At 40.9% G+C, this 10,762-nt stretch carries 13 protein-coding genes; 9 read left to right on the top strand and 4 right to left on the bottom strand.

Annotation, left to right across the window (positions count from 1 at the left end; genetic code table 11):
- Position 1: 1 nt before the first annotated feature.
- Positions 2-760: a type II secretion system protein N gene (locus NH462_RS21445; RefSeq protein ID WP_253107705.1), complete on the top strand. Its 759-nt coding sequence runs from the start codon at positions 2-4 to the stop codon at positions 758-760.
- A 317-nt stretch (positions 761-1,077) separates the two neighbouring features.
- Positions 1,078-1,647, top strand: coding sequence for a UPF0149 family protein (locus NH462_RS21450; RefSeq protein ID WP_253107706.1), 570 nt, complete (start codon positions 1,078-1,080; stop codon positions 1,645-1,647).
- An 11-nt stretch (positions 1,648-1,658) separates the two neighbouring features.
- On the opposite strand, the gene NH462_RS21455 is transcribed toward NH462_RS21450, so the two are convergent.
- Positions 1,659-1,862 (bottom strand): hypothetical protein, encoded by a 204-nt coding sequence (locus tag NH462_RS21455; RefSeq protein WP_010604378.1) that lies wholly within the window; start codon positions 1,860-1,862, stop codon positions 1,659-1,661.
- Positions 1,862-2,221, bottom strand: a complete 360-nt coding sequence (locus NH462_RS21460; protein WP_026001103.1) for a hypothetical protein — start codon at positions 2,219-2,221, stop codon at positions 1,862-1,864. Before NH462_RS21460 ends, NH462_RS21455 begins: the two co-directional genes overlap by 1 nt.
- Before the next feature lie 249 nt (positions 2,222-2,470).
- Here NH462_RS21460 and ccoG point away from each other — a divergent pair, with 249 nt between their 5' ends.
- The 5 genes from ccoG to NH462_RS21485 are packed head-to-tail and all read left to right on the top strand — an operon-like array spanning position 2,471 to position 6,753.
- Positions 2,471-3,928: a cytochrome c oxidase accessory protein CcoG gene (ccoG, locus tag NH462_RS21465; RefSeq protein ID WP_010378532.1), complete on the top strand. Its 1,458-nt coding sequence runs from the start codon at positions 2,471-2,473 to the stop codon at positions 3,926-3,928.
- A 49-nt stretch (positions 3,929-3,977) separates the two neighbouring features.
- A complete protein-coding gene (locus NH462_RS21470; RefSeq protein ID WP_010378535.1) occupies positions 3,978-4,952 on the top strand; it encodes a serine/threonine protein kinase in 975 nt (324 codons plus the stop codon).
- A 16-nt stretch (positions 4,953-4,968) separates the two neighbouring features.
- Positions 4,969-5,592, top strand: a complete 624-nt coding sequence (locus tag NH462_RS21475) for a thiol:disulfide interchange protein DsbA/DsbL (RefSeq protein ID WP_010378537.1) — start codon at positions 4,969-4,971, stop codon at positions 5,590-5,592.
- Between the two features lie 18 nt (positions 5,593-5,610).
- Entirely contained in the window at positions 5,611-6,240 is a 630-nt protein-coding gene (locus NH462_RS21480) for a thiol:disulfide interchange protein DsbA/DsbL (RefSeq protein WP_017219427.1), read from the top strand.
- Between the two features lie 48 nt (positions 6,241-6,288).
- Positions 6,289-6,753 carry a DUF523 domain-containing protein gene (locus NH462_RS21485; protein WP_010378542.1) on the top strand — a complete coding sequence of 155 codons (465 nt, stop codon included), beginning with the start codon at positions 6,289-6,291 and terminating at the stop codon, positions 6,751-6,753.
- Between the two features lie 3 nt (positions 6,754-6,756).
- Here the strand turns inward: NH462_RS21485 and trmA are convergent, their stop codons facing one another.
- Positions 6,757-7,851, bottom strand: coding sequence for a tRNA (uridine(54)-C5)-methyltransferase TrmA (gene trmA / locus NH462_RS21490; RefSeq protein WP_253107707.1), 1,095 nt, complete (start codon positions 7,849-7,851; stop codon positions 6,757-6,759).
- 164 nt (positions 7,852-8,015) lie between these two features.
- Between trmA and NH462_RS21495 the strand changes: the two genes are divergently transcribed.
- Entirely contained in the window at positions 8,016-9,143 is a 1,128-nt protein-coding gene (locus NH462_RS21495; protein WP_253107708.1) for a DUF5610 domain-containing protein, read from the top strand.
- 63 nt (positions 9,144-9,206) lie between these two features.
- Complete coding sequence (gene murI / locus NH462_RS21500; RefSeq protein WP_253107709.1) at positions 9,207-9,983, top strand: glutamate racemase; 777 nt, start codon at positions 9,207-9,209, stop codon at positions 9,981-9,983.
- Here the strand turns inward: murI and NH462_RS21505 are convergent, their stop codons facing one another.
- On the bottom strand, positions 9,984-10,451 hold the full coding sequence (locus NH462_RS21505) for an RNA-binding protein (protein WP_010378552.1): 468 nt from the start codon (positions 10,449-10,451) through the stop codon (positions 9,984-9,986).
- Between the last annotated feature and the right edge of the window lie 311 nt (positions 10,452-10,762).

The following is a 10,762-nucleotide window of genomic DNA, read 5'->3' on the forward strand; positions in this document are numbered from 1 at the left end:
TATGAAAAAAACACTATCTCTACTCATTATATTTTTACTCGCATTTATTATTTTTAGTGCTTTTTCTATGCCTGCAGCGGTGTTGCTGCAAGTTTTTAAAGGCCAATTGCCAGCTAATTTGCAGCTAGGTGCAGTAAATGGTTCTGTTTGGCATGGTCAAGTGAGCGGTGTGAGATTTAATAACATTCAATTGAATCAGGTTAAGTGGGAGCTTGAACCGTCGTCATTACTACTCGGTGAGTTGGCAGGCAATGTACAGTTTGGTAATGCGAGAGATAAAAATGAGATCTCAGGAAAAGCTAATTTCTCATCGAATTTAGTAAGTAAATCCGTGACGGTAAATAATGCCTCACTTCGTTTCAGTGTTGAGCAGGCTATGGACCAAGTAACTCTGCCATTGCCGGTTGATGCCAAAGGGCGCGTTATTGTCAATGTGAAGGAGTACCAAAGTGGTGCACCGTACTGCGAAGGACTAAATGGTGAGATAAGTAGTCCAAATATTGATGTTAAAGGCATGAATGGTTGGTTTAGTATCGGCGACCTTAGTGGTCAGCTCGATTGTAAATCAGGAGATATTGCCGTGGTTGTTGACCCTGAAAATCGTCTGGGCTTACAGGCTGATGCGACACTAGCTGCCAATTTCCAGTTTCGCGTGTCTGGTAATGTCAAGCCAGATGCAAGTCTACCAAAAGAAGTACACGATGCTGTTAAGTTTTTGGGTAGACCGGATGGCGAAGGTCGTTACCCAGTAAATTTATAATATACTTCTGTCATATCAGACTTTAGTTATACCAATTTGCTTAATTAAGTGACCTATTTTGAGGCGAGAAAATCTTGTCGATAACACCGCTACCGCGTCCTGCTATCGCCAAGGTACCTACATCCATGTAGGCAAGGCGAAAATTTTGCTATTTAGTTGTTCTAAATGAGAAATTTTTAACGCAGTTAGCGTAAGATTTGCTCCTTCAAATTGAACAAGTATTAAGACCAATTGGTATTAATCTAATCTCAGGTTAGTTATTAATATAAAAGCATTTTTGTAGGCGCTGAGACGGCGCCTAAGTTCAAGGCAACACTATGCACGACTTCTCTTTTACTGCAGCTGATCAGCTGAATTTAGAAAACTACTTTTCTGCGCGCAAACTTTCTATTGATATTGCTTTTTTACAAGGATATCTATTTGCTACCTGTATAGACCCAAACGGTATCGAGGTAGATAAGTGGCTTAAGACTTTAACCAACGCAGATCCCGAACTAGATGAGAGTATTGCATTTGCATTGATGGCTTTACATCATGAGATTTCTGAACAGGTATATGAAACTGAGTTTCAATTGCCTTGGAATGGTGAAACACCACTTGAGCAAAAAATTAATTGGGCCGAAGGGTTTTTAATGGCGGCGACGCCCTTTTATGAGCAATTGATGTCCAGTCCGCTCGCCGATGATATTAAACAAGCTTTGCAAGTGAGCACAGAACAACTGGGGCTTTTTGCACTTGGTGAGCAACAGTTAACGATTTACTGTGAGAAAGTAGGACAGTCACTGACCGAGTTTCAACTAACTCAAGCGCAATTGGCTGACGAGTTTGCTGCTTCTTATGCTGAGTTAGTCGAAGTTGCCGCAGTGAATAGCGGACTATTTGAATAATCAAAAATGCTTTACGCGAGATCTAGCTCGATAAATGTGCAACCCTGTTGGCATTGTGCCACAGCTCTATTTGATGTCGATTGGCTTAAACTGAGAGCAATGGGTTGCTGACAGCTTGGGCAATTGACAACACGTCCCTGACTAAGCTTTTTGATGAGTGCTTTTTGATCATTAAAGGATTTTGCCGACTTTTTATTTAATTGACTAAAGTCCATTATAATCCCTTCGCTTCATGTATGGCTTGCTCTGCAATTTCACAGATTTTGACAAGATCGGGGCCGTAAAAATACAAGTTATAGTCGTTTTCTTTACAATACTTGAGGTGGAAAAGCCTTACTTTTTCATCTGTTGCAAGGGCTTCGTCAATATAGCGCTTTTCGTCATCTGTCATGGTAATTGCTTTTACGACATTGGCTCTGGCGATTCTTGCAGCCGTACTGCGTTGTACTTTGCTGGACTCGCTTAGCACTTCAACGCCTTGACCGAGCAATCTATCTCTTGGCTCTTTAATCAATGGATGATCCACAGTAAACAGAGCAACGACTATAATGGCTAATACTAAGAATTTTTTCATAATCTGACGCTGATTTGATCTAGCTAACAAAAATCTTGTTCCTAGTGTAATAAACTTGTCTGTCAGGTCGCAACAAGTCTCTCATCATTTATGGTGGGTTTTAGCTCAACTTACTATTAATCATAGAGTTTCAAAGCGTATAATAGTAAGCGCTAAACTATGTCATGGGGCACATTGCAATAGTTTAGCCTGTATTTTTAAAGGTCACTGTAGCAAGTGCATCTCGTTCCAAAGCACTAAGGAGCTTCCATGGAGAACGAAAGAATCAAGGTTAAAAACATACCGTCTGAAGTAAAAATTCAAAAGCCAATAGGTGGCACTGAAGGGAAATCGCTCAATAGCTCTACGCCCGATCGTTTTAATCCTCGTAATCGCATATATGTCCGGGCGGTGTCTGGCCTACATCAACTGCTAAGAAGGCGTATCGGCTTTATTGGCATGTTGGCATTTATGGCTTTACCTTGGTTAAACTTTCACGGCCATCAAGCGGTGTTGTTCGATATTTTTGAGCAGAAGTTTAATATTTTTGGTATGACACTATGGCCACAAGATCTGACTATCTTTGCTTTTATTCTGATGATAGCGGCATTTGCTCTGTTCTTGGTGACTACCTTCTATGGCCGGGTATGGTGCGGCTACACCTGCCCGCAAACCGTTTGGACGTTTATTTTTATTTGGTTTGAAGAAAAATTTGAAGGAACAGCAAACCAACGGAAAAAATTAGATCAGAGACCGATGGATTTTGACAAGTTTTGGCGAAAAACGGCAAAACACGGTAGCTGGATACTCTTTTCACTGTATACCGCAATTACTTTTGTTGGTTACTTTACCCCAATCCGCTCGTTGATCCCTGATTTACTCACTTTTTCTGCAGGCTTTTATTCCGTCATTAGCATTATTGTGTTTACCATTTGTACCTATGGTAATGCTGGCTGGATGAGGGAAATTATGTGTTTACATATCTGTCCTTACTCTCGCTTCCAATCAGCCATGTTTGATAAGGATACATTTACCGTCGCCTATGATAGCGAACGAGGTGAAAGTCGAGGTCCTCGAGGACGCAAGCAAGATCCAAAAGCACTAGGTCTAGGAGATTGTATTGATTGTAATCTGTGTGTTCAGGTGTGTCCTACCGGTATCGATATTCGTAATGGTTTGCAATATGAATGCATCAACTGTGGTGCGTGTATTGATGCCTGCGATGGTGTTATGGATAAGATGAACTACCCGCGCGGATTGATTGCTTACACTACAGAGCGCAATTTAGAATCATCCAGCGAAAAGACCAAACCAGTACGTGGTAAATTAATCGGTTATTTAATGATTCTGGTCGTTATCACGGGTGCATTAGTTGCGAACATTGCGATGCGTAAGCCGATGGATCTTGATATTATTCGGGATAGAAATCAGCTTTATCGTGTCAATATTGAGGGATTGGTAGAAAATACCTATACCTTGAAAGTGATAAACAAAGCGCAAGTTGAGCAGAAATTTTCTATTGCAATAACAGGTCTAAGTAATTATCAAGTGATCGGTAAGCAAGAGGTGCACTTAGCTGCAGGCACGACATTAGATGTGCCACTCTCTGTTGTGATTGATCCATATGATTTGAAAAAGCCAGTCACTGAATTTGAGTTTGTGCTTATTAACCAAGACGATCCTGAAGAGCGGCTGGCGCAGCCGACCAATTTCTTCAAAGGAAGATAATAGAGTAAGGTAAAAGCGAGGTATAAAACCTCGCTTTTTTATAAACATTATGAACGATTTTAGTTTTAACGCGTTGACACCGGATCTTATTTTAGATGCGATTGAGGCACTTGAGATATATCCGACAACGGGATTATTGGCCTTAAACAGCTATGAAAACCGTGTTTATCAATTTGGTGCTGAGGACGGCAAGCGTTATGTGGTGAAGTTTTACCGCCCAGCGCGTTGGACGGATGAACAAATTCTAGAAGAGCATGAATTTGCATTGGCAGCGAAGGAAGCTGAAGTGCCTGTTGTAGCGCCTTTACTTATTACTGGACGTAGTCTGCATTTTTATGAAGGTTATCGCTATACGTTGTTTCCAAGCGTTGGTGGACGCCAGTTCGAGCTCGATAATCTAGACCATTTAGAAATTTTAGGCCGTTACCTAGGGCGCTTGCATTGTCTGTCGGCTGAGCGAGCATTCGAGCATAGACCACAGCTCAATACCCAGCGTTTTTTGGTTGATGCGCAACAAACACTGCTAAAAAGCCAGTTAGTGCCTAGTCATCTACATACTCCATTTGTTACTATTCTTGAGCAAGTTATTAACAAAGCAACCTCAAAGTATCAAGTTGCCAAAACACTTCGGCTTCATGGGGATTGTCATGCTGGAAATTTATTGTGGTCTAGAGATCAATTGATGTTGGTGGATCTTGACGATTGTCAGCAAGGCCCTGCAATACAGGACTTGTGGATGATGTTAAATGGCGACCGCAACGAGCAATTGGTACAGTTAGATACCCTACTTATGGGTTACGAAGAATTTATGCCGTTTGATTCAAAAGAGCTTGCGTTAATTGAGCCGCTACGTGCCATGAGAATGGTGAATTATATGGCTTGGTTGGCACAGCGCTGGCAGGATCCTGCATTCGAACGGAACTTTTCTTGGTTTGCGACAGACAAATACTGGGAACAACAGATCTTAGCGTTAAAAGAGCAATTTGCTGCATTAGATGAACCAAGTTTGAGCCTATTTCCTTAAAATTAGAGAGAGTAACATGCTAAAAAAATTAAAAATCGCACTTATTGCATTACTTTTGCCCATTGCTGCGATGGCTTCAGACTTTACCGAAGGTGAGCACTACACAACCTTAACAACCGAACAGAGTGAATCAGAGAAAGTTACCGAGTTTTTCTCCTTTTACTGTCCGCACTGTTTCCGCTTTGAGCCAATTGCTAAAGCGATTGAAAAGAATTTACCTGATGGGGCGTACTTTGAAAAAAGCCATGTGAACTTCCTGCGAGGCGTTCCTACAGAAACGCAGAGCAACCTAAGCTATGCCTATATTATTGCTGATCAAGCAGGCAAAGCGGATGTGATTGCTGAGAAGATTTTTAATGCTATTCATGTTGAAAGAAACAAACTGTTAGACATTAAAGATTTGAAAACGCTAATGGAGTTAAATGGGATTTCTGCTGAAAAGTTTGATCAGGCTGTAACGAGCATGCCAGTAGTGAGTGCTGAAAATAACATGCTTAAAGCACAAGAAAAGTTTTCTGAAGCGGGGGCGCTTACAGGCGTTCCAACTTTTATCGTAAACGACAAATACAGAATCGAAATGAAAGGTATCAAGAGCCAAGAGCAGCTTGATGAATTGATCGCATATCTATTAAAAAAATAAGGACTGGAGAAAGTTAGTATGTTGAAAGTATTAAAAGGCTTAGCGGTTGCACTAATGCTTCCTCTTCTTGCTCAGGCTGCGCCATTTGAAGAAGGTGTACATTATGAAGTTATTGCCGAGCGTGGCACGAAAAAGCCTGAGGTAATGGAGTATTTTTCTTTTTATTGTCCAGCCTGTAACGCAATGGAAAATTTAATCGTTGACGTTAAACCAAAGCTAGATGAGGGCGTTAAGTTTAAAAAGAGTCACATAGATTTTGTTGGTCCAAGGGAGCCTGAGATCCAACAGGTGTTGGCGCAAGCACTTGCAACTGCAGAAGTGCTGCCTCAAAAAGACAAGATAATTGCAGCCATGTTTAATCACATTCATGGCAAGCGTGCAAAAATCAATGAACTTGCTGATGTAAAAGATATCTTTATTGCGCAAGGTGTTGAAGAAGAGAAATTTGATAAACTTTATGCTAGTTTCTCCGTTCGTACCAAAACATCAAAAATGCAGCGTATGCAGAAGACCCTTTCTGATAAAGGCGCGCTAACAGGGGTACCAATGTTCGTGGTAAACGGTAAATACAAGCTATTGCTTCGTGAGTCTGGTACGACTAAGCCTGAGCAAATTGCTGCTTTGGTGAATTATTTAGCAAAGAAATAAAACCTAATTTGTATTAGACTAGCCCTGCAATTGTTGCGGGGCTTTTTTATGTTTAAGATTTTAGTTTCTAGTTGTTTATTAGGTTATCCGGTGAGGTATGACGCCTCTTCACAAAGCCTTCAAGACAATACCTTGCAGTATTGGCGGCAAAAAAATTGGGTCTTACCGCTATGCCCTGAAGTATCAGGTGGTTTACCAACACCTCGTCCATCGGCTGAAATAGTAGATGGTAAAGTTTTGAGTAAACAAGGGGATGATTTTACCTCTGCGTTTGAACTCGGTGCTAAAAAAGCGCTAGCGGCTTGTCTTCAGCACGATATAAAGTTTGCGTTGTTAAAAGAGTCCAGTCCGTCTTGCGGTAGCAATCTGATTTACGATGGTAGTCATACAGGTAAAAAAATAGTAGGGCAGGGGCTGACGGCGTCTTTATTGCAGCAATCCGGTATTCAAGTCTTTAGCGAAACTCAACTGCCAGCACTTATCAAAGCGATGGCAGCCAGTCGTAATCGTTAGAGATCACTTTCGCACTAAGTAAACGCCAGATTCAATATGATGGGTATAGGGGAACTGATCGAAAATCGCCATACGTGCGATTTTATGTGTTTCACATAACAAGGCTAAATCACGCTCTAACGTGTCTGGATTGCATGAGATATAAATAATGTTGTCGTAGTTGCTAACTAAGCGACAGGTCAATTCATCCATACCAGCACGAGGCGGGTCGACAAGAATCGTTTGGCAATCATAGGACTGTAAATCAATACCATCTAATCGAGAAAACTTCTGCCCTTTCATGGCTTGTGTAAACTCTTCACTCGACATACGAATAATATCTAAGTTATCGACTTTGTTTGCTGCAATATTAAATTGTGCAGACTTTACTGATGATTTAGAGATCTCAGTAGCCAGCACTTTATTGAATGAACCAGCCAGTGCAATTGAAAAGTTACCGTTACCACAATAAAGCTCAAGTAGATCGTTGCTTAGCGGTTCACTAATGGACTGCGCCCAAGCTAGCATTTTCTGATTCACTTCCGCATTCGGTTGCGTAAAGCTGTTCTCAACCTGCTGATAAATATATTCTTTACCGTCAACGCTTAGCTTTTCAGTTACATAGTCATTGCCAAACACAATCTTTTGTTTTCTAGCACGACCTATAAAATCAACTTTGTAGGTTTGTTGCAACTCGGTTCTTAATGTCTGCATGGCAGTTTGCCACGCTTCATCTAACTGCTTGTGATAAAGTAAGCTGATCAGTACTTCACCGCTCAGCGTAGTGAGATAGTCGATCTGAAACAGTTTACGACGCAATATTTCGTTGCCTTTCAGCTGATGTATCATCACCTGCATCATTTCATTGACAAGCAGCGCACCAGGATCAAAGCTATCAACACGGATCTTTTCTTTTGTTTGCTGGTCAAACATGATGTGAAACAGATCTTCACCCTCATGCCATACTCTAAATTCACAGCGCTGGCGGTAATGGCGAGTTGCAGACTCATACACTTCAAGTGCTGGTGCATTAAACTGTGCAAATTGTGTTGTGATACGCTCAGCTTTATCTGCTAACTGTTGCTCGTATGCTGAATCATCAATTTTTATTACTGCCATGCTAAAACCATCTATGTTGAATTAAGAGGCGCTATTTTAGGGAGCGTTGCTAATTTGTCCAGTCTAGCATCACTGATGCGTCTGGTTTGCTGTTTTTTTAATCATTATACTTTAGCTTTGCGCAAATATGCCGATAATCTAACTAATATATTGGAGGGCATACCATGAAAATCGGGCAATTAAATCAGTTGCTCAATCCAGCGATGCAGCATAAGCCTGGAAAGAGCAAAGGGATAGGACCAAACATCCAAATTAATTCAGACAGCTATGCGGGGAATAAATCTAAGCTAGCGGCTAAAATTCTTGATGATAAGCTAGCAGAAGCGTTGGGGATTGAGAAACCGACACAAGATAAAAAAGACAAGCCACTATTTGATTTTGAATCTATTGTCAAAAATGTACTCGATTTTGTTCAGGGTGCAGTGAAGAAAGCCAAAGTCGACGGCAAAAATGATGACGAATTGAAATCCATGCTCGATGGGGCACGTAAGGGCGTGTTACAGGGGATTGATGAAGCCAGCGAAGAGTTAAAAGGCATGGGCGCTTTCAATCCCGACATCGAAGATGGTATTGAAAAGTCACGAGAAGGGATTTTTAAAGGTTTAGATGATTTTGAAAAAGAGCTGTTTGAAGAAAAATCGCCAAAGGCATTAGCGATCAGTGCCGCACAGTTTGCGAGTCTCTCTAATCAGGCTGAATATGCATTTACAACTGCTGAAGGGGATGAAGTCGTTATTTCATTCTCCGATGCGTATTCTCAGGGAGCCGCTGCGAGTGTTGCACAAAAAGGTAATGATTATGGCATGGCATATGGCACTAAGTCCTCTCATGAGGTCAGTTTCTCAATTAAGGTAAATGGTGAGTTGAACGAAGAGGAGCAGCAGGCAATTAACGATATGATGGAAGATATCCGCAATGTCAGTGACTCTTTTTTCGGTGGCGAATACGATGAAGCTTTCGATTTGGCAAAGTCGCTTAGCTTAAACTCTGATCAGATCACTAATTTCACGATGGATCTAAGACAAAGTAAAACGTCAGCTGCGATTGCTCAATATCAGCAAGGCAATCCAATGAAGGAGTTAGAGAAGGCATTTATGCCACTCAATAAGCAGTTAGCAGATATGCAAGAACAAGCTAAGGGACTCAATGCCGATAAGGAGTTGCCAAACCTGCTTGCTTGGATGAATGAAGGTCAGTCGAGACTAAATGAGTTTCTGGATTATGCTAGTAGCTTTTTTAGTAAACTGAATGAACTAAATAAAGAGCAAGTAGAGCAAAAACAAACAAGCTAAGCCAGTTTATTTTCGCGAGGACTCATGGCAAACTTCATACTTCTTTGATTTGAGGTATGAAGTTTGTCGCATATTTTGGTTTTCGATTCAGGGATCGGTGGCACCAGTGTGCTGTCGCACTTAAAGGCATGTTTGCAGGGGGTTTCATTTAGTTATGTTATGGACAACGCTTTTCTCCCATATGGCCTTCAGCCTCAAGAGCTAATCAAATCACGTATCAAGGGGCTTATTTGTTGGCAACAGCAATGCTTGGGCAATGTTGATCTTATCGTTATTGCATGTAATACCGCTTCAACATACGCATTAGAAGAAGCCAGAAAACATACCCATATTCCAATTATAGGCGTTGTTCCCGCTGTTAAGCCTGCTGCGTCTAGTTCAAAGACCAAGCACATCGCACTATTGGCAACACCTGCAACGTCAAATAATGCTTATACGCATAAGCTCATCATGGATTTTACCTCAGGTTGTAAAGTTGAAACTCTGCATTCAACGGAGCTTGTAAGGATCGCTGAGTACTTTTATTGGCATAACGAGTTGGATAAAGATGCACTTTGCGAGGAAATAGCTCGGCTTAACATTCCTGCCACTGTTGATAGGCTAGTGTTGGGATGTACACATTTTCCTTTGATAGCTCACGATATCAAGAATTGCTTACAGAAGCATGTTGAGCTGGTTGATTCAGGCAAAGCAATAGCCAATCGCGCAGTGTCATTGCTGGGAAGTCAAATAGTAGTAGGGGAAAAGGTGCCGAGTGCATCGGAAGTACGTTTCTATGCAACGGCACCAGTAATAGGTAATAAAGAAGCAATCTCTATTATTAATTTAAATAAAGATTAATTAAGCGGGTGAGTGATCCATCTCACTTTCAGGCTTTTGCTTTGCTTCTCTTACTTTTAATGTACGCTGTTGAAATTCACGTTCATTGAGTTGAGTAATCGCCTTTTCTGCATCTTGCTTAGACATCTCAACAAAACCAAAACCACGTCGTTTGCCTGTGTTTTTATCCTTAAGTAGACGAACTGAAAATACTTGCCCTTGCTCTTCGAAAAGTTCGCGGACAACATGTTCGTTGGCTCGATATGGTAGATTACCTACATATAATGTAGTAGTTGATAAGTTTGATTGTTTTTCTTGTTGTGTATCACTTTTTAAAAACTGGCTTACTACACTACCGATGATAATACCTACGGCAAGCATAAGAGCAGCGTCGAGCTGTGTAGAGCTTAATGCAAGATCAACAATGAAAAAGCTCGCTACTGCAATAACCAAAGTGATCAAAATTACTTTATGATCAAAAGACTTCATATAAATATACCAATTAAAAGAAGGTTAAACATTAATTTAACAAATGAGTTAGCTATCTTAACGAGTTAATTAAACTTCGCAATAATTAATATAGTTCTGATAGTAAGATTTGTCCTTTTTTGCATGGTTTTTATACTAAAAAGCGGGGTTTGGTTAATGTTTGTTCGAACGATCAAAAAGATCGAAAAAAAGGGTTGCACTAAAATCGGATCGCCCTATAATGCGACCCCACTGACACGGGGCGCCACGCTGAAAAGCAAAGCAGCAACGAGTTAGGGTCAAGTAAAACTTAAGTTCGAAACTTCTGCTAA

It is taken from the genome of Pseudoalteromonas sp. OANN1, assembly GCF_024124685.1.
GTDB lineage: Bacteria > Pseudomonadota > Gammaproteobacteria > Enterobacterales > Alteromonadaceae > Pseudoalteromonas > Pseudoalteromonas piscicida.

Excerpts from the sequence above, each read along its gene's own strand:
- NH462_RS21445 (WP_253107705.1), top strand. The coding sequence starts at position 2 with ATGAAAAAAACACTATCTCTACTCATTATATTTTTACTCGCATTTATT.
- NH462_RS21450 (WP_253107706.1), top strand. The coding sequence starts at position 1,078 with ATGCACGACTTCTCTTTTACTGCAGCTGATCAGCTGAATTTAGAAAAC.
- NH462_RS21455 (WP_010604378.1), bottom strand. The coding sequence starts at position 1,862 with ATGGACTTTAGTCAATTAAATAAAAAGTCGGCAAAATCCTTTAATGAT.
- NH462_RS21460 (WP_026001103.1), bottom strand. The coding sequence starts at position 2,221 with ATGAAAAAATTCTTAGTATTAGCCATTATAGTCGTTGCTCTGTTTACT.
- ccoG (WP_010378532.1), top strand. The coding sequence starts at position 2,471 with ATGGAGAACGAAAGAATCAAGGTTAAAAACATACCGTCTGAAGTAAAA.
- NH462_RS21470 (WP_010378535.1), top strand. The coding sequence starts at position 3,978 with ATGAACGATTTTAGTTTTAACGCGTTGACACCGGATCTTATTTTAGAT.
- NH462_RS21475 (WP_010378537.1), top strand. The coding sequence starts at position 4,969 with ATGCTAAAAAAATTAAAAATCGCACTTATTGCATTACTTTTGCCCATT.
- NH462_RS21480 (WP_017219427.1), top strand. The coding sequence starts at position 5,611 with ATGTTGAAAGTATTAAAAGGCTTAGCGGTTGCACTAATGCTTCCTCTT.
- NH462_RS21485 (WP_010378542.1), top strand. The coding sequence starts at position 6,289 with ATGTTTAAGATTTTAGTTTCTAGTTGTTTATTAGGTTATCCGGTGAGG.
- trmA (WP_253107707.1), bottom strand. The coding sequence starts at position 7,851 with ATGGCAGTAATAAAAATTGATGATTCAGCATACGAGCAACAGTTAGCA.
- NH462_RS21495 (WP_253107708.1), top strand. The coding sequence starts at position 8,016 with ATGAAAATCGGGCAATTAAATCAGTTGCTCAATCCAGCGATGCAGCAT.
- NH462_RS21505 (WP_010378552.1), bottom strand. The coding sequence starts at position 10,451 with ATGAAGTCTTTTGATCATAAAGTAATTTTGATCACTTTGGTTATTGCA.